We start from the raw sequence: 26,958 nt of genomic DNA, 5'->3' as shown, positions 1-26,958 counted from the left end.
CGTTCTTGTTTGAAATTGCAGTTAGAAAGACCAAATTCCAACTATAAGATTGAGGTAGTCGATTCATGACATTTGCTTTGGGGCAACGCTGGATAAGCGATACGGAGAGCGATTTAGGTTTAGGTACCGTTGTAGCAATGGATGCTCGCACAGTGACAGTAATGTTTGCTGCGTCAGAAGAAAACCGCGTCTATGCACGCACAGATGCTCCCGTAACCCGAGTGGCGTTCAATGTAGGCGATGTCATCGAATGCCAAGAAGGTTGGTCTTTATCTGTTGAAGAAGTTATCGAAGATAAAGGGCTACTGACTTATTTGGGGACTCGTGAAGATACTCAAGAGACAGAGGTGACTCTGCGTGAAATCTTTTTAAGCAACCAGATCCGCTTTAACAAGCCACAAGATAAGCTGTACGCAGGTCAAATCGACCGTATGGATAACTTTGTGCTGCGTTACCGTGCACTAAGCAATCAATATCAACAGCATAAGAGCCCAATGCGCGGCTTGTGTGGTATGCGAGCGGGCCTGATTCCTCACCAGTTGTACATTGCTCATGAAGTCGGTCGTCGTCACGCTCCGCGCGTTTTACTGGCTGATGAAGTTGGCCTAGGTAAAACCATAGAAGCGGGCATGATCATCCACCAACAGGTGTTGTCTGGCCGTGCTGAACGTATTCTGATTGTGGTTCCTGAAACTCTACAACACCAGTGGTTAGTAGAGATGATGCGCCGTTTCAACCTGCACTTCTCTATCTTTGATGAAGAGCGTTGCATAGAATCTTTCGCAGAATCAGATAATCCATTCGATACACAGCAATACGTTCTGTGTTCTTTGGATTTCCTACGCAAGAGCCGTAAGCGCTACGAGCAAGCACTTGAAGGTGAGTGGGATTTGTTGGTTGTCGATGAAGCACACCACCTTGAGTGGAGCCAAGACAAACCGAGCCGCGAATACCAAGTGGTTGAAGGATTAGCTGAAAACACGTCTGGTGTATTGCTACTGACAGCGACCCCTGAACAGCTTGGTCGTGAGAGTCACTTTGCGCGTCTGCGTCTGCTTGATCCTGATCGTTTTTACGATTACGAAGCTTTCGTTGAAGAAGAAGACCAATATGCGCCTGTTGCTGATGCCGTAACGGCATTGTTCTCTGGCGTGAAGCTTGAAAACAGCGCGAAGAACCAAATTACAGAACTTCTATCTGAGCAAGATGTTGAGCCTCTATTCCGCGTTATCGAAGGCGACAGCAGCGAAGAAGAGCAAGCGTTAGCTCGCCAAGAACTGATTGATAACCTTATGGATCGCCATGGTACAGGTCGTGTTCTATTCAGAAACACGCGTGCTGCAATCAAAGGCTTCCCTAAGCGTAATGTAAACCTACTGCCGATGGACATTCCAACGCAGTACACCACCTCGATGCGTGTATCAGGCATGATCGGTGGCAAGATGGCACCTGAAGCTCGTGCAATGAAGATGTTGTACCCAGAAGAGATCTTCCAAGAGTTTGAAGGTGAAGACTCAAGCTGGTGGCAGTTCGATTCACGTGTGAACTGGTTGATTGAAAAGATTCAAGACAAGCGCAGCGAGAAGATCCTAGTGATCGCGTCACGTGCGAGTACGGCTCTGCAACTGGAACAAGCTCTACGTGAGCGTGAAGGTGTGCGTGCAACGGTATTCCACGAAGGCATGTCGATTCTAGAGCGTGATAAAGCTGCGGCTTACTTTGCTCAAGAAGAGGGCGGCGCTCAGGTTCTTATCTGTAGCGAAATCGGTTCTGAAGGTCGTAACTTCCAGTTTGCTAACCAGTTAGTGATGTTCGATCTTCCGTTTAACCCGGATTTGCTTGAACAACGTATTGGTCGTTTGGACCGTATCGGTCAGCTTCGAGATATCGACATTCATGTCCCTTACCTAAAAGGCACATCGCAAGCGATTCTAGCGCGTTGGTTCGATGAAGGTTTGAATGCATTCGCAGAGACTTGCCCTACTGGTCGCATGGTTTACGATAAGTATTCTGATGTACTGATTGAAATGCTGGCTTCTGGCAACACCGAGCAGCTTGATGAAGTCATTGAAGAATCAGCGAAGCTCAATCAAAGTCTGAAATCGGATCTAGAAAAAGGCCGAGATCGCCTATTAGAGATGCATTCAAATGGTGGCGATAAAGCCCATGAGATTGCAGAGAAAATTGCTTCTACCGATGGTGATACTAACCTCGTTTCTTTTGCTCTGAGCCTGTTTGACACCATTGGTCTGAACCAAGATGACAAGGGTGAAAATGCACTAGTTGTGACACCTTCTGAACACATGATGGTGCCAAGCTACCCAGGCTTACCTTATGAAGGTGCAACGATTACGTTTGACCGTGAAACCGCGCTTTCTCGTGAAGACATGAATTTTATTAGCTGGGAACACCCAATGATTCAGGGCGGTATTGATCTGCTATTGAGTGAAGGTGTCGGTGCGTCTGCGGTATCTCTACTGAAGAACAAAGCGCTGCCAGTGGGCACTATTCTGCTTGAGTTGGTTTACCTTGTTGATGCACAAGCGCCAAAGCGCAGCGGTATCAGCCAGTTTCTGCCTAAGACGCCGATTCGCTTGATGATGGATGGTCGTGGTAACGATTTATCTGCTCAGGTTGAATTCGATAGCTTTAACCGTCAACTAAGCCCGGTAAACCGTCATTTAGCGAGCAAGCTAGTGAACTCGGTACAAGGTGAGATTCACAAGCTAATCGAAGCCGGTGAGACGCATGTACTTCCGAAGGTTGAAGAAGTTCGTCAGCAAGCTCAGAAAGATATGCAAACTAACTTGAACGGTGAGTTAGAACGCCTACAAGCGCTTAAAGCGGTTAATCCTAATATTCGTGATGAAGAGCTAGAGGTTATCGAAGCTCAAATCAATGAACTAACTGGTTACATCGGTAAAGCTCAGGTTCAGCTGGATTCGTTACGCTTGATTGTGGTTTCTCACAACTAGTTTTGAATTAGCTAAATGCTTTAACGAAATAAGGCCTTCATTACGAAGGCCTTATTTGTATCTGTAGTTTGGTTAAGAGTTTGGTTAACAGTTTGGCTAAGAATTTGGAGAGCAGATTACATCAACCATTTCCACCAAACGAACAGAGCTAAGAAGCCAAATAGGTAAACAAGGCCTGCCACAGACAACCATTTTAGTTTAGTGCCAATCGCCAACGCTTCAGGAAGCTTAGTTTTGCTTACTAAGATGAAGTTAAGCAATGCGAAGAATGGCGTAGTAGCAAAGGCAAGCACCATCGCAAAATCAAGCATTGGCATCAGTGCTGCGCTGAAGAACATCACAATTGCGAGTGCCGCGAGAGAGACAATGATGATCCAACCTTGCAGTATTCTTGGGCTCGATTCCTTTTTCAATAATAGGCGCTGTGATTCGGCAAGCACGCGTGAGTAGCCATCGATAACGGTAATGGTACTGCCAAAAATACAGAAGAAGGCGATAAGAGCGATCAGTGGACGAGACCATTCACCAATCGTAGAAGCGTAGATGCCGACCAATTGATGGGTGAAACCAACACCAGAGCGAGACAGTTCAACGCCTGTTCCGTGAAGTACCAGTGCACCTAAAGCAACGAATACCAAAGCAAGCAGTGCCGTACCAATGTAGCCTACGTTGAAATCGAACAGTGCAGATTGAGCGGTCACTTCTTGTTTCTCTTTTTGGCTTTTTAGCCACATAGAGGTGATGCTTGATATCTCGATAGGCGCGGGCATCCAACCCATAGTGACAACGATAAAGCCAATAGCTGCCAATGACCAAGGTGATGGTGGAACAAAAGCCGCATCAGGTTCAACTGGAGAGCCGATAGCAATAGCGACTGCAGCCAAGGTTGTGAAGGTCAGGATCGCCATGATCGCTTTAGACAGTGTGTCGAGCGCGCGATAATGGCCAGCGAATAGAATGATCAAGCACGTAGCTAAAACGATCATGCACAATGTGCTGGTGGCCAAATCAAAAGGAATAAAGTAACTCAGTAAGCTTGCACTGAATAGCAGTAAGGCTGCGGTATTTACCACGGCGGAAATGGCACTTAGTATCGAAAAGATAACAAGGTAAGGTCGACCGAGGTTAGAATATCCTTCCACCAAGCTTTGCCCAGTACCAAGGGTATATTGGATGCCGGCTCTAAAGAATGGGTACTTAAATACGTTAACTAAAAGAATCAGTGCGGCGAGCTGCCATCCATAAATAGCGCCAGCTTTCGTTGAAGCGACTAAGTGAGATCCACCGACCGCAGCAGCGGCCATCATGATTCCTGGGCCAAGAGATTTAATCAGGCTTGAAAGTGGTGCGGAGGTTGGTGTTGAGGTGGTTTTAGCCGTACTTTCCATCGTTTTTCCTTTGAGGCTTAGTTCTTATTTTCCGTTACCTTATCAATACCATGTTTCGTAATTTCGTCAACTTTTATGTACAAAAGTGTTTAAAATTGTATTTTTTAATAAACGAATCGACCATGAGTTATTTATTAACCAGTAATTAAGAGGCTCTAATGGCGTTAGAACAGTACACACCACCACGTGAACCGTGGACTGATATTATCTATCAAGATGATGATGTTCTTGTGGTGAACAAGCCAGCAGGCCTGCTTTCGGTGCCGGGGAGACTGCCGGAGCACTACGACAGTATGTGGAGTCGGTTGGTTGTCGAATTTCCGGAGATTCAAGTTGTGCATCGGTTGGATATGTCTACATCAGGCTTGATGCTATTGGCTAAGCATAAACAGGCTGAGCGGCATTTGAAGAAGCAATTTCAATATCGACTGACACACAAACTTTATTACGCACGAGTGTGGGGTTCAATGGAAGACAAGGCAGGTTTGATTGACCTTCCTCTTATTTGCGATTGGACGAATCGCCCTAGACAGAAAGTGTGTTTCGACGATGGTAAACCATCTCAGACTCGCTATGTGGTTGAGCAACAAGAGCCTCAAACGACATTATTGAAATTGCTGCCGATCACTGGTCGCTCTCATCAGTTGCGTGTTCACTGCATGGAGCTAGGGAATCCAATTGTGGGCGACGAGTTTTATGCAACACCAGATGCGTTTAATTATAGTGACAGGTTAGCTTTACACGCATGTGAACTGAGTTTTTATCATCCGGCTAATAATCAGCTTTTCAAAGCTTTCGTGCCATGTGATTTTTACCCTCAAGCATCGCCACAAATCGAGCAGCACTTTGAAATTGCGCCAGAGCTTCCAGACTACAGTAAGCTAAAAGCTTAGAATGGTTAAATTAATACCAATGCAAGGACGTACAATGCCGAAGTTGAAAGTGGTCTTTCTCGACCGAGCTACCATCCCATCTCAAATACATTTAAAACCCCTTAGCTTTGAGCATCAGTGGGTGGAGTATGACTTCACTTCGCCAGAACAAGTGTCTGAACGAATAGAAGGCGCTGATGTTGTTATTACCAACAAGGTCGTGCTTAACGAATCGAATTTGGCTCAAGCACAACAACTTAAGCTAATAGCTGTTTCAGCAACGGGTGTGAACAATGTCGATGTAGAGTACTGCAAGGGTAACAATATCGCAGTGGCTAACGTACAGGGCTACGCGACTCAATCGGTACCGGAACATGTTATCGCGATGCTGTTTACGCTTAAGCGAAACCTCGTTGGTTATCATCAAGATATCGAGACAGGCGAGTGGCAAAAGGACAAACAATTCTGTTTCTTTACTCATCCAATTCAAGATGTTGCAGGCAGTACATTGGGCTTAATAGGGAGTGGTAGCTTAGGGCAAGCGACCGCGATATTAGCAAAAGCGATTGGTATGAATGTCATCTTTACTGAGCGTAAAGGGGCAGATTCTTGTCGAGAAGGGTATCTACCTTTTGATACGGTGTTACAGCAAGCGGATGCGATCAGCTTACATTGTCCATTAACTGAAGCGACCCGAAATCTGATTTCAGAGCGAGAGCTAACCATGATGAAATCAAGTGCGGTATTAATTAATGCTGGCCGTGGTGGACTTGTCGATGAGCAGGCCTTAGTTGAAGCTTTGAAAAGTAATGAGATTGCAGGTGCGGGCATGGATGTGTTTACACAAGAACCTGCAGATAATTCGAATCCACTATTGGCTAACAGCCACTTACCTAATTTACTGCTGACACCACATGTGGCGTGGGGCAGCGACAGTTCAATTCAAAAACTGTCTGATATCTTAATCGATAATATTGATGGGTTTGTTGCAGGTAATCCGCAGAACTTAGTGAGTTGATTGAAGAATTGAATGGTGCAAGCACAAAATAAAAAAGGTTGGCTTTTAGGCCAACCTTTTTAGATTTAGATCTTTGTGTCGATTAAGTGATTTAGCCTTGCGGCTTAACTACCAATACATTGATTGGTGAGTTCTGAACCACTTTGCTTGCAACAGAACCCAGTACAACCTTGTCGATTTTTGAACGCTTATGACTAGGCATCACGATAAGATCTGCCCCTAGTTTCTCTGCGCAATCAAGAATCGTTGTGTAGGTCTTGCCTTCGGCAACGTGAACTTTATAGATCACATCATCGTCGATATGCTTATCAGCAAATTCTTTCAGCTGATTTTTAACATCAAGCTTCATTTGGTTTGCTGCATCTTTCGGGAAGTAAGACGCTACCATCGACATGTGGATGCCCGGTAATACGTTCAGAATGTGGATCTCAGCATTACTGTGTTTCGCGTGCCATACCGCTAGCTCGACCGCTTTATCAGAAAAGCCTTTGTCGTTCAGATCAACGGGAACAAGGATTTGTCTATACATGTATTCGTCTCTTTTTGAGCAGCGCTGAGTACATACCAAGCGCTGTAATTATCTTTTCCATGTAGTAAAAAAGCCAAATAGAGTAGAGCGCTATTTGGCTCTATCCATTACGCGCTAATCTCATCCTTACGAGCACGCCTTCTTTGGTTCATCGCTAAACCAATCAAAATTAATAGGGCAGGTAAGAAAACCCACTCTTTCATTGGTCGTTCTGCATCTTGGATAACGGATTTAATTTCCCAATCAAAGTCAATGCCAGCAGCTTCAGCAGGGCTACCAAACTCAACCATATCAACAATCATCTTGTCGTCAGCTTGGGTCAGCATTAGGCCCATTGAAGCAATGCGGTCTTCACTTGTTGTCGCAGAATCTTCAAACGGAAGGCGAACTGTTTTCTCAGAATAGTTACCTTCTAAGTTTTCGCCACCGACTCTCAATTCAAGTGATTGTCCCACAGATAGATTTTCTGTGATTTGAGCGATCTCAACTCCAGGTGAAAGAACTTTCTCTGGATAAATCATGTCCCACCAGAAGCCAGGGCGGAAGAAAGAGAAGGTCAGAACGATAAGCAGTATAGTTTCCCACCACTTGTTCTTAGTGAACCACCAACCTTGTGTCGCTGCTGCAAAGATAAGTACCGCAGTAACCGAAGAGAAAATCGTCAGTGCTAAGTGCCACCAAGAATCAATGCCCATCAACAGTAGTTGGGTGTTGAAGATGAACATGAACGGCAATATCGCGGTCCGGATATCGTAGGTAAAACCTTGAATACCGGTACGAATCGGGTCTGATTTAGCAATCGCAGCGGCCGCAAATGCAGCCAAACCTACCGGAGGTGTATCGTCCGCAAGAATACCGAAGTAGAACACGAATAAGTGAACCGCAATCAGTGGAATGATCAAGCCGTGCGCTGCACCTAAGGTAACAATTACTGGTGCCATCAATGTTGATACAACGATGTAGTTCGCCGTTGTTGGCAAGCCCATACCTAAGATCAAGCTGATTACCGCAGTGAATAACAACATTAGAATGATGCTACCGCCTGAGATGAACTCAACAAAATCGGTCATTACAAGGCCGATACCTGTCAGTGTTACCACGCCTACAACCGTACCTGCTGCAGCTGTCGCTACACCGATACCGATCATGTTGCGCGCGCCTGAAACCAAGCTCTCTAATAGATCAACGAAACCGGCTTTAGTTTGCTCTGCAAGATCGTCAGATTTGTTCATCAGAGTCATCAAAGGACGCTGTGTGATCAAAATAAAGATCATGAATACCGTTGCCCAGAAGGCAGAAAGACCTGGAGAGAATCGCTCTACAGTCAGACACCAAACAAGAACCACGATAGGCAGTAGGAAGTGCAGGCCAGATTTAATGGTTGGGCCTGGATCGGGTACTTCTGTTAGCTCGGCATCGATGTCCATGCCACCTTCAGCGGCATATTTTGCTGATACTCGAACCAAGGCTACATAAGAGATCAATAGAGCAACGGTAACAATAGGTGTCGCTGCATCGCCAAAGACATCTTTCGTCCAGCCGACACCGTAGTAAACCGCAGCACTGATGACACATAGCCCAAGAATGGTACCAGTGAAAGACAGTAAGCTTTGTACGATAGTTGGTGTGTGGCGACGAGGTAGGCCAGTCATACCAGCTTTACATGCTTCTAAGTGAACAATGTAAATCAGGGCGATGTAAGAGATAAGAGCAGGCAATAGCGCCGCTTTAATCACTTCTACATACGAGATACCTACATATTCAACCATCAAGAATGCAGCAGCACCCATGATTGGTGGAGTTAATTGACCATTGGTTGAAGCGGCAACTTCTACAGCACCGGCTTTTTCACCTGAGAATCCGACTCTTTTCATGAGAGGGATCGTAAAAGTACCCGTGGTTACCACGTTAGCGATAGATGAACCAGACACAAGACCGGATAAGCCAGATGCAACAACGGCTGCTTTCGCTGGGCCGCCTTTCATGTGGCCAAGTAAAGAGAACGCAACCTTGATGAAGTAAGCACCTGCGCCCGCGCGTTCTAGCATTGCACCAAACAGTACAAACAAGAATACGAATGACGTAGAGACGCCAAGAGCAACACCGAATACACCTTCAGTTGTTAGCCACAGATGCGACATTGCCTTGTTCAGGCTTGCACCTTTATGGGCGATAACGTCTGGCATGTGTGGACCGCCAAAGGTGTAAAGTAGGAAGACTGCAGCCACAACCATAAGAGGTGGACCTAAAGCGCGTCGTGTTGCTTCAAGCAGTAGAACCATACCCAATACAGCAGCAACAATATCGAATGTTGTTGGTGCGCCTGAACGTTCAGCGAGTTGAGTATAGAAAATATAGATATACGAAGCTGAAAAGCTACCAACCAGCGCTAATATCCAGTCGACCGCAGGAATTCTATCCCGAGGTGAATTTTTCATGGCTGGATAAGCGGTAAAGGCTAGGAAGATGGCAAACGTAAGATGAATTGCTCGAGCTTCAGTGTCGTTTAAAATTGCGAAGTTAAAAATGAACGGCAGCGGAGATGCATACCAAAGTTGGAACAGTGACCAACATAGAGGCACAAACCATAAAATACGGCCTTGGATACCGCGAGGGCTACGCGCACCAGTGTCTGATTGTGCCACCATTTCTTGCACATCTGGAGACGGTGATGTTGTCTGCGTCATGTACTTTATCCTTATTATTGATGGTCTGCCTTTCTTACGAACAACGAGACGTTATTTATTTCCTATCTAGTGTAGCGAATGGATAGGGAAATGCGTTTTTTGTTCGTCTTTGTCTTAGGCTTGATACGAAGGTAAGTTCGCCAAATTGGAGAAACTTAAAGGTTTGTCTCTTTTCACTTGGGTTATTTTTATAAAACGTGAAAAGCCAATAAGGAGGACATGCCTCCTTATTGGTAGAGCAGGCTTAAAGTAGAATTACTTTAGAAGGCCTACTTCTTTGTAGTATTTTACTGCGCCAGGGTGAAGAGGGATTGAGATACCCGCTTTAACCATGTCTTCTTTCTTCAGGTTCGCAAATGCTGGGTGCAGGCGTTTGAATGTAGCGAAGTTTTCAAATACCGCTTTAGCAACGTTGTATGCGACTTCATCAGAAACGTCAGACGTTGTTACCATAGTTGCAGCAACACCGAAGCTGTTTACGTCAGCATCTGTACCACGGTACATGCCAGCTGGAACTGTGCTGTATGCGTAGTATGGGTTTTCAGCTACGATCTTGTCGATTTGTGGACCAGTTGCAGAAACCAGTTTTGCATCACAAGAAGTCGTTGCTTCTTTGATTGATCCGTTCGGGTGACCAACCATGTAGATGAATGCATCAATCTTGTTGTCACAAAGAGCTTGTGAACGCTCAGAACCTTTAAGTTCAGAAGCAAGCTTGAAGCTATCGTTAGTCCAACCCATAGCGTCCATTACAACACCCATCGTTGCACGGTCACCAGAGCCTGGGTTCCCAATGTTTACACGCTTACCTGCTAGGTCAGACACATTGTTGATACCAGCATCGGTACGAGCGATGATGTTGAACGGTTCTGTATGTAGAGAGAACATAGCGCGAAGTTTTTTGTATTCGCCCTGATCTTTGAATTTACTTGTACCGTTGTAGCCGTGGTATTGCCAGTCCGATTGAACAACACCGAAATCTAGTTCACCAGCACGGATGGTGTTAACGTTGTAGATCGAACCACCAGTAGATTCTACAGAACAACGAATGTTGTGGTCTTTGCGGCCTTTGTTCACAAGCTTACAAATAGCACCACCAGTTGGGTAGTAAACACCCGTTACTGAACCTGTACCAATTGTGATGAACTCTTGAGCGTTAACTGCGCCAGCGCCCATTACAGCAGCTGCAATAGCCCCAACTTTAATAAGTTTGGTAAATGCCATGAATTTCCCTTCCTTTATTCATTATTAACCCTGAAACAAGTGTAGTCGTTTCTGGAGTTTCCTATTTGGAAACGGCACCTTTTTCAATCCATGTGATGAAAAAGTGGCTGAATAATATCAAAAATTGGCAGAAAATTACTCAAATGTTAAAAGATATAGCTAAAAAATCTAACAAATGACGGTTAGATCTTGTGTTTGATTTGCTACTGAGTTTTTTAAAATCAATGGTTTAGTGGTGTTTGAAGAGGGGGAGATAGATATTCTAGGATGTGATTTGGATCACGAAGCGAATCGGTGTTCGTGATCCATTAATCAGGTTTATGGTTATGAAACTGTGACCAATTATCCTGCGTATTCAAACAGTTCGCACACAGAATCAAACAATTGCTTCGTGGTAACTGACAAGGTTGGCGTGATGAAGATAGTATCATCGCCTGCAACGACACCTAGTATACCTTCCGACTTACCTAATGAGTCCAATAAACGAGCAATAAGCTGCGCCGCACCTGGGCCGGTGTGTATCACCACCAATGCATTGTTGTGGTCGATATCTAATACTAATTCTCTCAGAGAGCTAGAAACTGTCGGAACACCAAGTTCAGCAGGAAGACAGTAAACCATCTCCATTTTTGCATTACGAGTTCGAACTGCACCAAACTTAGTTAACATACGCGAAACTTTAGATTGGTTGATACTTTCAAAACCTTCATGTTTGAGGGCATCGACAATCTCGCCTTGCGAACCAAAACGTTCTTCTTTTAGTAATGATTTAAAAGCACGAACTAAGTTGTCTTGTTTTTCTGTATTGCGCATATGTCATTCTTATTCATTAACAAAGATGTTTGCATATTCTCGCATACATATTCAATTTTAGCTAAAGTATCACGGCAATTTGTTAGTCACATCACTGTAAAAATTTAATAGAATAATGTGTTATTAGTGGCGACTTATTTTGTTATTTCAGTCGATTATCGCCATAATGCGAACTTGCTGTGTAGCACGGTTTTATTGACTTGCGCGAAGTCGCAAAGCTGGCGTTAATTGATTGTAATCACTTTGTGATTAATATATTTTTTTAACCATAATTTAGCTCAAGAACTACCCTACCAAGAATTTATAAGAGAAATCTCTCAAGGAGAATAACAATGAAAGTAGCTGTTATTGGTGCCGCTGGTGGCATCGGTCAAGCCCTAGCCCTACTACTAAAGAACCGCCTACCTGCTGGTTCAGATCTTGCACTTTACGACATCGCTCCGGTAACACCGGGTGTCGCTGCCGATCTTAGCCATATCCCAACACCTGTTTCGATCAAAGGTTACGCGGGTGAAGATCCAACACCAGCACTAGAAGGTGCGGATGTTGTGCTTATTTCTGCGGGTGTTGCTCGTAAGCCTGGTATGGATCGTGCGGATCTTTTCAATGTGAACGCTGGCATTGTTAAGTCTCTTGCAGAGAAAATCGCAGTTACTTGTCCTACTGCTTGTGTTGGTATCATCACTAACCCAGTAAACACAACAGTACCAATCGCTGCTGAAGTACTTAAGAAAGCGGGCGTTTACGACAAGCGTCGTTTATTCGGTATTACTACTCTTGATGTTATTCGTTCTGAAACGTTTGTTGCTGAGCTGAAAGATAAAGATCCAAGCGACATCCGTGTTCCTGTTATCGGCGGTCACTCAGGTGTAACGATCCTTCCTCTACTTTCTCAAGTTGAAGGCGTAGAGTTTACTGATGAAGAAATCGCAGCGCTAACAACTCGTATCCAAAATGCGGGTACTGAAGTAGTAGAAGCTAAAGCTGGCGGCGGCAGTGCAACACTATCGATGGGTCAAGCGGCATGTCGTTTCGGTCTTGCTCTAGTGAAAGCGCTTCAAGGCGAAGAGAACGTAATTGAATGTGCATACGTTGAAGGTGAAGGCGAGCACGCACCATTCTTCGCACAACCAGTTAAACTTGGCAAAGAGGGCGCAGAAGCGATCCTTAGCTACGGTGAACTGAGCGACTTCGAACGCAACGCACTAGACAGCATGCTAGAAACGCTAAATGGCGATATTGAGATCGGTGTTGAATTCGCTAAATAAGCGGGACACCATTTAACTCAACCAAAAGATAGTTAATAAGAGCCGATCATTATGATCGGCTTTTTTGATCCTTGCACTCACCCCGCTCGTAAAAATTTTCTAACCACGAAGAATTAGGGTATTGAACGATGACTAGAGTACAAAAAGGAATGAATGTTAACTATCTAGGTCGCTTGGGTAAGATATTGGTTATCGATGAGCAAGAGCAGTTCGCTTTATTTGAGTCTTACAATAGTCATAAGCAATATGCGGTTCCATTGGAAGAACTTGAAGAGATCGAAGCGCAATTACCTTTATCATTAGAATCGAGTCGATATTGAAACCCGGAGTTATATCTAACAGGATCAAAAAAAGAGCCAACCGGCTCTTTTTTAATATATAGCTGTCTACTTACTACTTAGCTTCTATTTACTTACTGCGTTTTACCGCAAGGTGAGCTAGCGTGGTTAAAGCCTGCTTATATTCTGAATCAGGAAGTACAGAAAGCTCAGCAATGGCTTTATCTGCTTCTTCATAGGCTTTATTTGTTGTGTACTCTAAAGAGCCTGTCTCTTTCATAACAGCCATAATGTCGTCGAGACGCTCCATACCATTGGCTTTTTCAATCGCTTCTCGAATCATGCTGGTTTGCTCAGGAGAACCATTGTGCATTGCGTAAAGTAGAGGCAGTGTTGGTTTGCCTTCGGCTAGATCGTCACCAACGTTCTTACCCATCTCTTTACCATCAGCGGTGTAGTCCATCACATCATCAATAAGCTGGAATGCAGTGCCTAGGTACTTACCGTAGTTTTGCATAGCCGTTTCGATTTCAGGTGAAGACTCTGTAAGAATCGCGCCAATTTGAGTTGCGGCTTCAAACAAACGAGCGGTCTTTGAATAGATCACCTGCATGTAGCTTTCTTCTGTGGTATCCGGGTTATTGCAGTTCATTAATTGTTGAACTTCACCCTCGGCAATCACGTTAACTGCTTCACTCATTAACTCAAGGATCTTTAAGGATCCTAGCGTTGTCATCATCTGGAACGAGCGAGTGTAGATAAAGTCACCCACCAAAACGCTAGCGGCATTACCAAAAGCTGCGTTGGCTGTCGCTTTACCGCGTCTCATGTCCGACTCGTCGACGACATCATCATGGAGAAGGGTAGCTGTGTGAATAAACTCGATAAAAGCTGCAGAGGTGATATGAGCTTCACCTTGATAACCAAGTGCACGAGCAGATAAAAGAGCAAGCAAAGGACGTAGGCGTTTGCCACCACCGCTAACGATATAAAAACCAAGCTGGTTGATTAAACTTACGTCAGAATTAAGTTGGGCTTGAATTGTTTCATTCACTTTTGCCATATCATTGGCAGTAAGCGTTTGGATAGCTTTAAAATCCATTGTTCATCCGGCTGAAGTTAGACCCTGTAAGGCTTATACGTTGTATTTAATTGTTGAATAATACACTAAAAAACGTTGATTAATACATCACTTAAAGGCATCATTGCCGCACTTTTCTTTGGCGAACATGTTTTCGCCAATATTTTAAAAATATGGCTTGTCATAGCGGCATGATTCCCGTAGAATCTGCGCCCTATTGATTAGTTTAGCGCACACCCGAGTTGTAGAATTAACAACCATAGGCTGTGCGGAAAAAGCGGAGTAAAATATGTACGCTGTTTTCCAATCTGGTGGCAAACAACACCGAGTAAGCGAAGGTCAAACACTTCGTTTAGAGAAATTAGACGTTGAAACTGGTGCAACTGTAGAATTTGATAAAGTTCTTCTTGTTGCTAACGGCGAAGAAATCGCTGTTGGTGCACCTCTTGTTGAAGGTGGCAAAGTTACTGCAGAAGTAGTACAACACGGTCGTGGCGATAAAGTAAAAATCGTTAAGTTCCGTCGTCGTAAGCACTCGCGTAAGCAAGCTGGTCACCGTCAGTGGTTCACAGAAGTGAAAATCACTGGCATTAACGCTTAAGTATTAGGAGAGTTTAACAATGGCACATAAAAAAGCTGGCGGTTCTACTAATAACGGCCGCGATTCAGAAAGCAAACGTCTTGGTGTTAAGCGTTTTGGTGGTGAATCTGTTCTTGCAGGTAACATCATCGTTCGTCAACGTGGTACTAAGTTCCACGCTGGCACAAACGTTGGCATCGGTAAAGACCATACTCTTTTCGCTCTTACTGAAGGTAAAGTGAAATTTGCAGTAAAAGGTCCTAAAAACCGTAAGTTTGTAAGCATCGAAGCTGAGTAATTTAATCTTTTATTAGATTATTTATACTAGCTTTCAAGCTGAATTCAAAAGCCCTGCCGATTCGGCAGGGTTTTTTATTTATAGCGAGAATAAAAAAGTAGACGCTCTTGTTTTGGTTTTGAGAAGCCGTTTTATTTTTGAGAAACAGTTTGGTTTTATTAAGAAGCCGTTTGTTTTTTAGGATACAGAAAGCAAAGAACCTCTCCTTATTTGTTCCTTGGTTGCAGATCGATCTAGATCTTAGGTGATCGATCTAAACACGGATCTGCTAGAATTTATATCACTCCTTGATGAGTGGTAACGCAACGTAAGTGCGGAGTTAAAAAATGAAATTCGTTGATGAAGCATCAGTAAAAATAGAAGCCGGTGATGGCGGTAATGGTACAGTAAGCTTTTGGCGCGAAAAATTCGTCGCTAAAGGTGGTCCTGACGGCGGTGATGGCGGTGATGGTGGTGATGTTTACATTCAAGCGGATGAAAACTTAAACACACTGATCGATTACCGTTTCCAACGTTTTTACAATGCTGAGCGTGGCGAAAATGGCCGCGGTGGTAACTGTACTGGTAAACGTGGTAAAGATATGACAATGAAAGTACCAGTAGGTACTCGCGCTGTTGATATCCACACTAATGAAATCGTTGCTGAAGTTGCTGAGCATGGCAAGAAAGTCATGGTTGGTAAAGGTGGTTGGCACGGTCTTGGTAACACGCGTTTTAAGTCGTCTGTTAACCGTGCTCCTCGTCAAAAGACAATGGGTACTAAAGGTGAAGTTCGCGAACTACGTTTAGAGCTTCTTCTGCTTGCGGATGTTGGTATGCTTGGCTTGCCAAACGCTGGTAAATCTACGTTTATTCGCTCCGTATCTGCTGCGAAGCCGAAAGTTGCTGATTACCCGTTTACCACGCTAATCCCTAGCTTAGGTGTGGTAAGTGTTGTCCCTGAAAAGAGCTTCGTTGTTGCTGATATCCCGGGTCTAATTGAAGGTGCAGCTGATGGCGCTGGCCTTGGCATTCGTTTCTTGAAGCACCTTGAGCGTTGTCGTGTTCTTCTGCACATGATCGATATTTTGCCGATTGATGGTTCTGATCCTATTCAGAATGCACTGACGATCATTGACGAGCTTGAGCAATACAGCGAAAAAGTGGCACAGAAACCTCGCTGGTTAGTATTCAACAAAGTTGATCTAATGCCTGAAGAAGAAGCGGATGAAAAGATTCAAGAAATCGTCGAAGCTTTAGGTTGGGAAGGCGAGTACTTCAAGATCTCTGCTGTAAACAAGATCGGTACCAAAGATCTTTGCTTTAAACTGGGTGAGTTCATGGAGAACCTACCTCGTGAAGTTGAAGCAATTGAAGAAGAAGAAAAAGTTAACTTTATGTGGGATGACTACCATAAAGATGCGATGGCCGGTAAGAATGTCGTGACTGAAGATGACGACGACTGGGATGATTGGGATGACGAAGAAGATGACGGTCATGTTATCTATGTTCGTGATTAATAATCCTCGTAGTTTCTTGTAAGCACTTTGGTCGCTTTTTCTAAGATACGCTGATAGTTTTATTAAACCGCAATGAAAATTGCGGTTTTTTTGTATCTAAATCATGACGTCTTGCTGTTTTTTATGCAAAATTTATCTTTAGATAATTAACGCCTATGGGAAGGAAATCATGGCATCAAAGCAAAGAGCGATCTCAAGGTTAGTCGCTCAATCAGGACAAATGTTATTAGCTCATGGCGCCGAGAGCACATTGGTCGGTGACATTATGCGCCGTATCGGTATTGCTTGTGGGGTGAATGAAGTTGAAGTTGCACTGTCAGCCAATGCGTTGGTTGTGACAACGGTAATGGATGATCATTGCATAACGACGACTCGAAGTTGTGCTGATCGTGGCATTAATATGCAGGTTATCACCGAGATTCAACGCGTGTGTATCATGATGGAGAAAGGGATTCTTGATTATGATTTAGCTTATAAGAAGATCCAAGGGATCAGTCCCGAACGCTACAACCGTTGGTTAGTTGTCGTAATGATAGGGCTATCGTGTGCTTCTTTTAGCCGTCTTGCTGGCGGAGATTGGCATGTCTTTATGATGACGTTTATAGCTTCGGCTTGCGGTATGATCGTGAGACAAGAGATTGGTCATCGCCATTTCAATCCGTTATTAAATTTCGCTATTACCGCTTTTGTCACCACCACCATTTCAGCTCAGGCAGTGCTCTACAATATTGGTGGTCAACCCACTATCGTGATGGCTTCGTCAGTATTGATGCTAGTGCCCGGTTTTCCTTTGATTAACTCCGTAGCAGATATGCTTAAAGGCCACATTAATATGGGTCTCGCACGCTTCACCATGGCCAGTTTATTAACGTTGGCTACAAGCTTAGGTATTGTCGCAGCGATGAGCCTATCTGACGTATGGGGGTGGGTGAACTAATGACTATTTTTGAACTTTTTGTTGGGTTACTCAACGACATGTTTTTTGCTGCGATTCCTGCGGTTGGTTTTGCATTGGTGTTTAACGTCCCGCAACGAGCGTTGATCTATTGTGCTCTCGGAGGATCCATTGGCCACGGTAGCCGTTACTTAATGATGCATTTCGGCATTCCCATTGAATGGGCGACGTTCTTTGCTGCTACATTGGTCGGCATGATAGGGGTGCATTGGTCGCATAAATTGTTAGCACACCCGAAAGTATTTACGGTTGCAGCCTTGATTCCGATGGTCCCTGGCGTGTTTGCCTTTAAGGCGATGATTGCCATGGTTGAGATTAACCGAGCAGGATACAACCCAGAACTATTGGCATTGTTGATGGAGAACTTTTTGAAATCGATGTTCATTATCGCAGGGCTTGCGGTTGGCTTAGCAGTGCCTGGGCTGTTATTCTACCGTCGTAGACCTATCGTCTAGCTTCAACTTCATTTTCAAGTAAGGACAGGACTTTCGATTTATGATCATCAGCATGATAGCGGCAATGGCGAACAACCGTGTAATTGGTAAAGACAATCAGATGCCTTGGCATTTACCTGCAGATTTCGCATGGTTTAAACGTTCAACTATGGGTAAACCTGTCGTGATGGGACGTAAGACTTACGATTCAATTGGACGTCCTTTACCGGGGAGGCTGAACGTTGTAATCAGCCGCGACGAGAGTTTAGAAATCGGAGGCGTCACGACGGTAACTTCGATTGAAAAAGCACTAGAGCTGGTTAGTGATGTTGATGAAGTGATGATCATCGGTGGCGGTTCAATCTATGAAAGCTGCTTACCAAAAGCGAACAAGTTATACCTGACTTATATCGATTTTGATGTGGATGGTGATACTCAATTCCCAGACTGGGGAGAAGGTTGGAAGCAGAGCTTTAATGATACTTATCAGGCGGATGAGAAAAACAAGCACAATATGGAGTTTGTGGTTCTCGAGCGTTAACGGTGGTTATTAAGCGTTAGGCTCTGAAAATGCTTGCGTTACTGTGCCCAGCTAGCGCAAGCTTCTCGTATCTCGTATCTCGTATCTCGTATCTCGTATCTCGTATCTCGTATCTCGTGTTTCTATAGCGCTTTTTGAGTGAAAAACTGTTTGTCTTCCCAGCGAAGTATCGTCAAGTCTCCCCCCCACACACACCCAGTATCAAGTCCAATTACATCTTTTCCGTTATAGCCTTCAAGCGCAGCCCAGTGTCCAAAAACAACGGTTTTATCGAGCTTTATGCGTTGCGGAAGGTCAAACCATGGCACTAGTGGTTCATCGGTAATTTCATTCGGTGGTAGCTTACATGCCATGTCGAGTCGGCCATCTTCAAAACAGAAGCGCATTCTTGTCAGGCTATTGATCGCATAGCGATAACGTTCGATGTCTTGCAACTCGTTGTTCCAGAGATCTGGCGTGTTGCTGTACATGTTCTCAATAAGCCACTGCCAACGGTCCGATTTCAGTAATGACGTTATCTCTCGATTCTCTGTACGTGCTTGTTCTAAGTCCCATTGAGGTGAGATGCCCGCATGTGTCATGACAAACTCAGGGTGTTCTTGCATCAAGGGTTGTTGTCTTAACCATTCCAGCAATTGGTCACGGTCTTCAGCATCAAGAATTGGTTGAGTCTTGTCTTTTGGTTTGGCTGAAAAGAGGCCTAAGGAGACCGCAAGTAGATGTAAATCATGGTTACCCAATACCACCTTCGCTGAACTGCCAAGGCTACGAACAAAACGTAACGTCTCTAAGGATTTAGGGCCACGAGCAACTATGTCTCCGGCGACCCATAACGTATCTTGTTGTTTATCAAAGTTGATGGTTTCAAGCAGTAACTGAAGTTCGTCGAAGCATCCTTGGATGTCTCCGACAATATAATTCGACACAGCATTTTCCTGTAAGTGGTAGATGTGTACTAGTTAAGAATATTGGGGATGGCCAGTCTAAATGGGTCGACTTCTGTTATGAAATCAATGCCTTTATGATCGGTCATTACATAGTGTCCCTGCATGACTCCCACTGGGGTTTCGATGACGGTGCCACTGGTGTATGTGTATTCGTCATTGGCTTCAATCACAGGTTGCTGTCCAACCACGCCATCACCTTCTATGGTGAGTTGTTTACCGTTGGAATCAGTAATCAGCCAGCGACGAGACATAAGTTGTACTGTTGTTTTACTTAGATTTTTGATGGTAATGATGTAAGCGAAAACGTAGCGATTCTTAGATGGCTCAGATTGTTCTTCAATATATTTAGAATGAACTTGGCATTTGATACAAGGCGTAGATATATCCATATTCGCACCTTTTGTTGTTGGTATGCTTTAAGTATTACATAAAAAATAGGCTCCTCACCGAAGTGTAGGAGCCTTTTTCGATTATTTATCAGCGTTGTGACTGTCGTGCAACCAGTTCGCCATATCGACAAACTGTTCGAGCGTCAGGTTCTCAGGGCGCATGCCAGGGTTTACACCTAGCTCTTCAAGCACTTCCTTGTCAATTAGGCTCTTGTAGCAGTTACGTACTGTTTTACGACGCTGGTTAAAGCCTTCGCGACATACGCGATCTAACCACTTAAGATCTTTTGCCGGGTAAGGCAGTACTTCATAAGGCTGAAGGCGAACGACTGCAGAGTCTACTTTCGGTGGCGGAACAAATGCTGTTGGTGGCACTTCTAAAACAGGAGTGACTTTACAGTAATATTGAGCCATAACCGTTAGACGACCGTAAGCTTTAGTACCAGGACCCGCTGCTAATCGGTTAACGACTTCTTTTTGAAGCATAAAGTGCATGTCTTGCACGTCTTTATGGAACTCAAAAAGGTGGAACATCAATGGTGTAGAGATGTTGTATGGCAAGTTACCGAAGATACGCAGCTTGTTGTTTGGCTTAACAAGTTGTTCGAAATCGAACTTCATTGCATCGCCCTCATAGATCGTTAACTTTTCAGCAAGATCAGGGTGATTACGCAGACGTTCAGCAAGATCTCTATCCAGTTCAATTACTGTGAACTTGTCGACAAGCTTGCCAACAGGCTCAGTAATTGCGCCCAGACCAGGGCCGATTTCTACTAAGTTCTGGCCTGGTAGTGGGTTAATACTCGATACGATTCCATCAATAATGTATGGGTCGTTAAGGAAGTTTTGACCAAAACGTTTACGCGCTTTGTGCCCTAAGTGGACATCATTTCTCATTGCTTTTTCTCTACTAATTCAATGGCGTGCGTGAGCGCTGTTCTAAAGCTCCCTGTATCGGCTTGGCCTTTCCCTGCCAAGTCTAAGGCGGTACCGTGATCGACTGATGTGCGAATAAACGGTAAGCCAAGCGTGATGTTCACTGAGCGACCAAACCCTTTGTATTTCAATACCGGGAGTACTTGGTCGTGATACATACCTAAAACAGCATCTGCATCTTGCAAATATTTTTCATTAAAGATGGTGTCTGCTGGCAATGGGCCAACTAAATTAATACCATCTTTCTGGCGAATTTTTTCTAGCGTAGGGGTGATAGTTTCTATCTCTTCACGACCCAAACAACCATCTTCACCAGCATGTGGATTCAAACCACACACGTAGATAGTTGGTTTCTCAATAGCAAATTTTTCAACCAAGTCTTTATGCAGAATAGCAATGATTTGCTCTAATCTGTCTTCGGTCACTGCTTGAGATACATAAGCTAGCGGGATGTGCGTTGTTACTAGAGCAACACGCAGCCCTTCTGTTGCCAACATCATCACGACAAGTGGAGTATTGGACTTCTCTGCAAAGAACTCGGTATGGCCACTAAAAGCAACGCCAGCTCGGTTAATTACACCCTTGTGAACAGGGCCGGTGACAATAGCATCAAATTCATCATTCATACAGCCAATTGCTGCGGTTTCTAAAGTATTTAATACGTAATGACCGTTAGCCTCGTTGAGTTGGCCTGCAACTGCTGTTTCAGTTAGTGGAACGTGTTTCACAACCAATGTTCCAGATCGTTGAGGTTGCTTAGGAGCTGTTGAATCGTAATCCAACAGCTCAACCTCAATCCCTAACATTTCAGCTCGCTCTGCTAATAGGCTTTTATCCGCACAAACCACGAGCTGATGTGGCCAGCTTTCTTGGGATAATGCGAGAGTTAAATCTGGCCCTATTCCAGCCGGTTCACCTGCTGTAATGACAAGGCGTTTAGTTGTCATCTTGGTCATCCTCGACCACTTCAACAAAGGCGCTAGCTCTTACTTCTTGCAGCCAAGCACCAACTTCTTCGTTGAACTTACGGTTAAATAGAATTTGATAAGCTTTGTTTTTCAATGCTGAATCGGTACGGTCGACTTCGCGACGGTCTAGTACTTCAACAATGTGCCAACCGTGCACGGTTTTGAATGGCGCACTGATTTTACCTTCAGGTAACGTTTCTACTTGGTGCTTGAATTCAGGTACGTATAAATCCGGAGTTTGGTAGCCTAACTCACCATCTTGTACTGCTGAACCTGGGTCTTGGCTGTATTGCTGTGCAAGGTCACCAAAGCTCGCTTCACCTGCGTTTACACGACGAGTGATTTCTTCAAGCTGCTCTTTCGCACCGTCATCACTCAAGATAACCGTTGGCTTAATCAAAATATGACGTGCATTAACTTCGGTAACTGCAACGGTTTCCAAACCTTTTACGTCTTCAATTTTTAGAATATGGAAGCCAACACCACTTCGGAAAGGGCCGATGATGCTGCCTTTGTTCTGCATTTTTATTTGATCTGCAAAAATCGTAGGCATCTCTTCTTTACGCATCCAACCCCAATCACCACCTTGCAGTGCTTTAGGGCCTTTAGAGTAAGTATAAGCCATGGTGCTGAAGTCTTTGCCGTTGTTTAGCTCTTCCACTAAATCAGTCGCTTGTGCTTCCAATTCTTCTTTGGTTTGGTCGTCATTGAATCGCAGTTGAATGTGGCCAATTTTGTATTGAACCGTCGCATTGGTTTCTTGCGCTAAGATGTCCGCTAGGTTGTCAACTTCTGCAGGAAGGATATTAATACGACGACGAACCAAGGCATTGCGCGCTTCACTTGCCGCAATCTCTTTTCTTACTTGCTCACGAAATGCATTGTAGCTCAGGCCTTCTTCAGCAACCGATGCTGTAAGTTGTTGCACTGTTTGGTTGTTATCTTTGGCAATGCCTTCAATCGCTTGATCCAGTCGAGCATCATCAATTCGAACCCCAATACGTTCCGCTTCTTGGGTCTGAATTGTATCGATGATCAACTTTTCGAGTACTTGTTCATTGAGCACGTCTTGTGATGGTAGTGTTTGCCCGCTTTTCTTCGCGTTTGCACGCAGTGTTTTCATTGAAGTATCAATGTCACTTTGTAAGATCACGCCCTCGTTGACGATTACTTTTACGCTATCGAGTTCAACTGGTGCGGCATAGCTTGTTGATAAAGTACAAGCGGCTGCGATAGCTATTAATGTGCGTTTCCACAATGTCATGTGTAATCCTTTATATTTACCGATGTTTTATCAGTAAAGAAAGTTAGTTGTTTAAGAAGAATGGGCGACCGTAGCTGAGTGCGTTACCTGAGCTTGTTTCACTTACTTCGCTTGAGTCTGAGCCTATGTTGGTACCAAAGCCAACAATACCGAAGTTAAAGCCAAAGTTTTTCTCGTATACTGGTGTCGCATTCGATGTGTTGATGTAATCACCTTCCCATCTACGTAATTGGTTACTATAGGTGAAGCCGATATACCAACAATCGGACTTGTAATTGAGTTTAGCTAACCACTCAAGGTTCTCTTCGGTTGTTAAATCATAGAAGTACTGAGCGCTGGCACTCCACTTACGTGAAATCTGGTAGGCTCCGAGTAATCCTGCTTGAGATATACCATCTTTAGTAATCGATCCAACATTAAAATCAACAGTGTCTTCGATATACTCTTTGGTTACGTAGCGGTAGTTGGTTTGGATATAACCACCAGAAAAACGGTACTCAATGGTGCTGTTGGCTAGTTGCATTGCTGTGGTATCGATGTCGTACTGAACCCCACCATGATAAAACAGGTAGTCGTCGTAATTAAAGTCGACTTCTACAGCCCAAGATGAGTAATTCGAGTTCTTATCTTTAGTATCAAGTGTTAGATGTTGTTTCGTATCTTTGTCGATATAAAAGATCTGTCCAAAAGACACATTGAGTCGCTCTTTATACTCATCATCAAAGAAACGAGATGATGCACCGTAGCTTACTTGGTTAGCTGCAGCGATACGGTCTACACCACTGTATTTACGGCTTCTAAACAGGCCATAATAATCAGTCTGCAGAAGTGTCGTATCGTAAAGACCAATGTTGTTTTGATCTTCTTTTGGTACATACAGGTATTGAACTTGGGGTTCTAGAGTTTGAGTGTAGTTACCAATAACCTTGGTATCTCTTTCTAAAACGATACCAGCATGACTCCTAAATTCTGGGACAACTCGACTTACTGACTTTTCTAAATCTTTATATTTGTCACTTGTGGTATCAACACCATCAAGATCTTGTTGGTAGTAAGTACCAAGAAGTCGGGCTTCTGTGGTCCAAGTACCCCAAGTGTTGCCTACTGGAATTGTAATTCCCGGCTCAACGTGAATACGAGTTGCCGATGGTTTCCCTTTTGCATCTGTATCAAACAGAGACACATGGCTGACCAAGTCGAAATCTAAATACTCCATTACCTCCGGGGCATAATAGTTATATTCCAGCTGTGGGAGCAGGCGGTATGGAAGGTTGTTTGTCGTATTTGTGAGGACCTGAAAATCTCGCACAAGTACAGACGCATCCCAATTTTGAGAACGGTATGTAGCCTGCCCTTCTTGAAGAAGCTGGCCATCTTCACGGTTACCAATGCCGCTTCCGTTGACATCTGTGAAGTACTCGATATCGCCAACTTTTGAGTAATCAATTTCAAACAACCAAGATTCTTGGAATATTCCTGAGTGATTAAGTTGAGCCCCCCAACGTTTGCCTTTCTCTGGGTATTTTTTGTCATCAGGCAAGTATTCAGACTTAATCATCCCGGAACCAAAATCGCTTAAATATCTAAATTCACTGTTAAGCTGAGTACCACGCTCTTTCATGTGCTTAAAAGTGGTTTTGAGGTCATACTCTGGTGCCAAATTCCAATAAACAGGGATCTCAAATTCAAAACCATCACTTGAGCCATATGATACCGTTGGATATAAGAAGCCTGTTTTACGCGTATCACCAATCGGAACGGTTAAGTACGGCAGATAAAAAACAGGGACGCTCTGAATTTCAAACCTTGGGTTGTAGAACGTAGCCTCTTCTTCATTTTGGTCGACATCGATACTTGACGCTCTTAGTCGCCATGCATTGTCGCCGATAGGGCAAGAGGTGATTGAGCCATCTTCAATCTCATAAACCGCTTTTCCGGTTTTTGCGATGTAAACCGCATCTCCTCGCCCTTGCTCACAGAGGAACTCATAATCGGTATTTTCGAGCGTCATTTCATCGGTGGTCAGATTGTTAGTGGCTCTGTCTGCCACTGACTTTATTTGACCATCGCTAAAGTTTACGTTGCCTTCAGCTACAACGATATTTTCTTGTTGGTGAAGCGTTACATTGTCGGCAAGGATGGTTTTGTTTCCTTGGGTAACTCTTACATCACCTGAGTAGATTGCCTTGTCACCATTGATAGCCTCTAAGCGATCGGACTCAACATGAGCGGGAAGTTGTGTCTCGTTTTCTGCAGCGGGCTCGATCAAGCATTGATCTATAGAGGGCATTTCCTGCACACTACTATCTGTGATTGTTTCAGCTTGAGTTGTCGATACGTATAATGCCGTACTTATAGACGCGGCTAACAAGGTGCGGGAAAAAGATTGCATGAAGTTGAACTATCCTGTGTCACTAGATGAAGGGTTGATCTAGTATCAATCCAATTAATAAAGCATTTTCCTTATGATAAAGGAAATATTAGCATTCAGCATCATCAGACAGCATTACTCAGACAAAATTCATAGATAGAGAACACATAATGCAAATATTTGGCAAAATTTTGGGCGCTTTTTTTGGTTTTTTATTTGGGGGGCCGCTCGGTTTAGTTTTTGGCCTATTTTTAGGGCACCAGTTCGATAAAGCTCGCCGATTGAACCAATCGGGCTTCAATAGCTCTGGTTTTGGCCGAGGTCCAAGCCAAGCTGAAAGACAAAACGAGTTTTTCAAATCTGCTTTTGCGGTTATGGGACACGTTGCTAAAGCTAAGGGGCAGGTTACACCAGAAGAGATTCAGCTCGCTTCTACAATGATGGAGCGTATGAACCTGCATGGCGAACAACGTAAAGCGGCTCAAGATGCTTTCCGTGACGGCAAGGAGAGTGACTTCCCGTTAAGCGATGTGCTTGAGCGTGTGAAGATCTCATCGGGTGGCCGTTTTGATCTCCTGCAGTTTTTTTTAGAGCTACAAGTATCTGCTGCATTTGCTGATGGAAGTTTGCACCCTAGTGAACGTCAGGTTTTGCATAAGATAGCGCAAGGCCTTGGCTTTTCAGCAGAGCAACTAGAGCGTCGTTTGCAGATGCAAGAAGCAGCGTTTCGTTTCCAACAGCAAGGTGGAAGCTTTGGTGGCCATCAAGGCCATGGGCAATCATCAGGTTGGCAACAGGCTTCACAACAGAACCAGCTAGGCGACGCATATAAGGTTCTTGGTGTGAGTGAAAGTGCTGACGGTAAAGAGGTGAAGAAAGCCTACCGCAAGCTGATGAATGAGCATCACCCAGATAAACTGATGGCGAAGGGCTTACCGCCGGAGATGATGAATGTTGCGAAAGAGAAATCGCAAGAAATTCAAAATGCTTATGACCTGATAAAGAAGGTCAAAGGTTTTAAGTAATCGAACACTAAACCGAGTAATAACAAAGTTACTCGGTTTTTTATTAAAGGGAATTATATGACGGTAACGTATCAGGATGTTCTAGAGTTTTGGTTCGATGAATTGACGCCAAAAGACTGGTTTGCTGGCGGCGAAGAAATTGATGCTTTAATAGAATCTCGTTTTGCTGAACTGCACAAAGCAGTTATCCAAGGTGAGCTATTTGAATGGCGACAAAACGCACAAGGGCGCTTGGCAGAGATTATCGTGCTGGATCAGTTTTCTAGAAATCTTGGCAGAAACAGTCCGACAGCTTTTTCGGCTGACCCAATGGCGTTGGCTCTAGCCCAAGAGGCGGTATCGGGTGGTTTTGATCACCAGCTTAACGAGCAACAAAAAAGCTTCCTGTATATGCCTTATATGCACAGTGAGTCTTTGCTGATGCATGAACAGGCTGTGATGCTTTTTTCTCAGACAGGCTTAGAGAATAACTTGGATTTTGAGTTTAAGCATAAGGTCATTATTGAGCGTTTTGGTCGCTACCCTCACCGTAATGAGGTGTTGGGACGAGAATCTACTGCCGAAGAAATTAAGTTCTTACAGCAACCGAGTTCAAGTTTCTAGTTCTAGAAACTGTCA

The 26,958-nt window shown here is 44.2% G+C and carries 25 protein-coding genes; 13 read left to right on the top strand and 12 right to left on the bottom strand.

What is annotated here, in order from left to right; genetic code table 11:
• The first annotated feature begins 65 nt into the window (after positions 1-65).
• Positions 66-2,975: an RNA polymerase-associated protein RapA gene (gene rapA, locus AB6D07_RS06725; protein WP_017102924.1), complete on the top strand. Its 2,910-nt coding sequence runs from the start codon at positions 66-68 to the stop codon at positions 2,973-2,975.
• A gap of 116 nt (positions 2,976-3,091) precedes the next feature.
• On the opposite strand, the gene AB6D07_RS06720 is transcribed toward rapA, so the two are convergent.
• Positions 3,092-4,363 carry an NRAMP family divalent metal transporter gene (locus AB6D07_RS06720; RefSeq protein WP_017102925.1) on the bottom strand — a complete coding sequence of 424 codons (1,272 nt, stop codon included), beginning with the start codon at positions 4,361-4,363 and terminating at the stop codon, positions 3,092-3,094.
• Positions 4,364-4,521: 158 nt separating this feature from the next.
• Between AB6D07_RS06720 and AB6D07_RS06715 the strand changes: the two genes are divergently transcribed.
• Entirely contained in the window at positions 4,522-5,256 is a 735-nt protein-coding gene (locus AB6D07_RS06715; RefSeq protein ID WP_017102926.1) for a pseudouridine synthase, read from the top strand.
• A gap of 34 nt (positions 5,257-5,290) precedes the next feature.
• Positions 5,291-6,253: a D-2-hydroxyacid dehydrogenase gene (locus tag AB6D07_RS06710; RefSeq protein WP_017102927.1), complete on the top strand. Its 963-nt coding sequence runs from the start codon at positions 5,291-5,293 to the stop codon at positions 6,251-6,253.
• A 91-nt stretch (positions 6,254-6,344) separates the two neighbouring features.
• Here the strand turns inward: AB6D07_RS06710 and AB6D07_RS06705 are convergent, their stop codons facing one another.
• From AB6D07_RS06705 to argR, 4 genes are all read right to left on the bottom strand, one after another.
• Positions 6,345-6,782, bottom strand: a complete 438-nt coding sequence (locus tag AB6D07_RS06705; RefSeq protein ID WP_029222921.1) for a universal stress protein — start codon at positions 6,780-6,782, stop codon at positions 6,345-6,347.
• A 107-nt stretch (positions 6,783-6,889) separates the two neighbouring features.
• Positions 6,890-9,469 (bottom strand): TRAP transporter permease, encoded by a 2,580-nt coding sequence (locus tag AB6D07_RS06700; protein WP_017102929.1) that lies wholly within the window; start codon positions 9,467-9,469, stop codon positions 6,890-6,892.
• 255 nt (positions 9,470-9,724) lie between these two features.
• On the bottom strand, positions 9,725-10,693 hold the full coding sequence (locus AB6D07_RS06695) for a TAXI family TRAP transporter solute-binding subunit (protein WP_017078819.1): 969 nt from the start codon (positions 10,691-10,693) through the stop codon (positions 9,725-9,727).
• A 342-nt stretch (positions 10,694-11,035) separates the two neighbouring features.
• The gene (gene argR, locus AB6D07_RS06690) at positions 11,036-11,506 is read right to left on the bottom strand and encodes a transcriptional regulator ArgR (protein WP_004735909.1); all 471 of its coding nucleotides are present in this window, start codon (positions 11,504-11,506) and stop codon (positions 11,036-11,038) included.
• Between the two features lie 332 nt (positions 11,507-11,838).
• Between argR and mdh the strand changes: the two genes are divergently transcribed.
• Together mdh and AB6D07_RS06680 are read left to right on the top strand one after the other, a co-directional pair.
• Positions 11,839-12,774, top strand: coding sequence for a malate dehydrogenase (gene mdh, locus AB6D07_RS06685; RefSeq protein WP_004735908.1), 936 nt, complete (start codon positions 11,839-11,841; stop codon positions 12,772-12,774).
• A gap of 128 nt (positions 12,775-12,902) precedes the next feature.
• Positions 12,903-13,094, top strand: coding sequence for a hypothetical protein (locus AB6D07_RS06680; protein WP_009847833.1), 192 nt, complete (start codon positions 12,903-12,905; stop codon positions 13,092-13,094).
• Between the two features lie 88 nt (positions 13,095-13,182).
• Here AB6D07_RS06680 and ispB read toward each other — a convergent pair whose 3' ends face one another.
• Positions 13,183-14,154 carry an octaprenyl diphosphate synthase gene (gene ispB / locus AB6D07_RS06675; RefSeq protein WP_017102930.1) on the bottom strand — a complete coding sequence of 324 codons (972 nt, stop codon included), beginning with the start codon at positions 14,152-14,154 and terminating at the stop codon, positions 13,183-13,185.
• A 268-nt stretch (positions 14,155-14,422) separates the two neighbouring features.
• Here ispB and rplU point away from each other — a divergent pair, with 268 nt between their 5' ends.
• The 6 genes from rplU to folA all read left to right on the top strand — a co-directional run bounded on the left by rplU (position 14,423) and on the right by folA (position 18,440).
• Positions 14,423-14,734 carry a 50S ribosomal protein L21 gene (rplU, locus tag AB6D07_RS06670; RefSeq protein ID WP_004740823.1) on the top strand — a complete coding sequence of 104 codons (312 nt, stop codon included), beginning with the start codon at positions 14,423-14,425 and terminating at the stop codon, positions 14,732-14,734.
• 19 nt (positions 14,735-14,753) lie between these two features.
• Positions 14,754-15,011 carry a 50S ribosomal protein L27 gene (gene rpmA / locus AB6D07_RS06665; RefSeq protein ID WP_004735905.1) on the top strand — a complete coding sequence of 86 codons (258 nt, stop codon included), beginning with the start codon at positions 14,754-14,756 and terminating at the stop codon, positions 15,009-15,011.
• Between the two features lie 326 nt (positions 15,012-15,337).
• Positions 15,338-16,510, top strand: a complete 1,173-nt coding sequence (cgtA, locus tag AB6D07_RS06660; protein ID WP_009847831.1) for an Obg family GTPase CgtA — start codon at positions 15,338-15,340, stop codon at positions 16,508-16,510.
• 169 nt (positions 16,511-16,679) lie between these two features.
• Complete coding sequence (locus AB6D07_RS06655; protein WP_004735903.1) at positions 16,680-17,447, top strand: threonine/serine exporter ThrE family protein; 768 nt, start codon at positions 16,680-16,682, stop codon at positions 17,445-17,447.
• Complete coding sequence (locus AB6D07_RS06650; RefSeq protein ID WP_009847830.1) at positions 17,447-17,920, top strand: threonine/serine exporter family protein; 474 nt, start codon at positions 17,447-17,449, stop codon at positions 17,918-17,920. The genes AB6D07_RS06655 and AB6D07_RS06650 overlap by 1 nt, the downstream gene beginning before the upstream one ends.
• A gap of 40 nt (positions 17,921-17,960) precedes the next feature.
• On the top strand, positions 17,961-18,440 hold the full coding sequence (gene folA / locus AB6D07_RS06645) for a type 3 dihydrofolate reductase (RefSeq protein WP_009847829.1): 480 nt from the start codon (positions 17,961-17,963) through the stop codon (positions 18,438-18,440).
• A 122-nt stretch (positions 18,441-18,562) separates the two neighbouring features.
• Here the strand turns inward: folA and AB6D07_RS06640 are convergent, their stop codons facing one another.
• The 6 genes from AB6D07_RS06640 to lptD all read right to left on the bottom strand — a co-directional run bounded on the left by AB6D07_RS06640 (position 18,563) and on the right by lptD (position 25,336).
• Positions 18,563-19,366 carry a symmetrical bis(5'-nucleosyl)-tetraphosphatase gene (locus tag AB6D07_RS06640; RefSeq protein ID WP_009847828.1) on the bottom strand — a complete coding sequence of 268 codons (804 nt, stop codon included), beginning with the start codon at positions 19,364-19,366 and terminating at the stop codon, positions 18,563-18,565.
• Positions 19,367-19,395: 29 nt separating this feature from the next.
• On the bottom strand, positions 19,396-19,776 hold the full coding sequence (apaG, locus tag AB6D07_RS06635; RefSeq protein ID WP_009847827.1) for a Co2+/Mg2+ efflux protein ApaG: 381 nt from the start codon (positions 19,774-19,776) through the stop codon (positions 19,396-19,398).
• 81 nt (positions 19,777-19,857) lie between these two features.
• A complete protein-coding gene (gene rsmA / locus AB6D07_RS06630) occupies positions 19,858-20,673 on the bottom strand; it encodes a 16S rRNA (adenine(1518)-N(6)/adenine(1519)-N(6))-dimethyltransferase RsmA (protein WP_009847826.1) in 816 nt (271 codons plus the stop codon).
• Positions 20,670-21,659: a 4-hydroxythreonine-4-phosphate dehydrogenase PdxA gene (pdxA, locus tag AB6D07_RS06625; protein WP_032500665.1), complete on the bottom strand. Its 990-nt coding sequence runs from the start codon at positions 21,657-21,659 to the stop codon at positions 20,670-20,672. The genes rsmA and pdxA overlap by 4 nt, the downstream gene beginning before the upstream one ends.
• On the bottom strand, positions 21,649-22,944 hold the full coding sequence (surA, locus tag AB6D07_RS06620) for a peptidylprolyl isomerase SurA (protein ID WP_009847824.1): 1,296 nt from the start codon (positions 22,942-22,944) through the stop codon (positions 21,649-21,651). Before surA ends, pdxA begins: the two co-directional genes overlap by 11 nt.
• Positions 22,945-22,987: 43 nt before the next feature.
• A complete protein-coding gene (lptD, locus tag AB6D07_RS06615; RefSeq protein ID WP_017102932.1) occupies positions 22,988-25,336 on the bottom strand; it encodes an LPS assembly protein LptD in 2,349 nt (782 codons plus the stop codon).
• Between the two features lie 149 nt (positions 25,337-25,485).
• Here lptD and djlA point away from each other — a divergent pair, with 149 nt between their 5' ends.
• Together djlA and AB6D07_RS06605 are read left to right on the top strand one after the other, a co-directional pair.
• Entirely contained in the window at positions 25,486-26,340 is an 855-nt protein-coding gene (djlA, locus tag AB6D07_RS06610; RefSeq protein WP_010434455.1) for a co-chaperone DjlA, read from the top strand.
• Positions 26,341-26,397: 57 nt separating this feature from the next.
• Positions 26,398-26,943 (top strand): DUF924 family protein, encoded by a 546-nt coding sequence (locus AB6D07_RS06605; RefSeq protein WP_017102933.1) that lies wholly within the window; start codon positions 26,398-26,400, stop codon positions 26,941-26,943.
• The last annotated feature ends 15 nt before the right edge of the window (positions 26,944-26,958 follow it).

The organism is Vibrio sp. 10N.239.312.C11 (genome assembly GCF_041466065.1).
Lineage (GTDB): Bacteria > Pseudomonadota > Gammaproteobacteria > Enterobacterales > Vibrionaceae > Vibrio > Vibrio tasmaniensis_A.
Note: the sequence above shows the minus strand (reverse complement) of the source record. Positions and strands in the feature narration are given on the sequence as shown.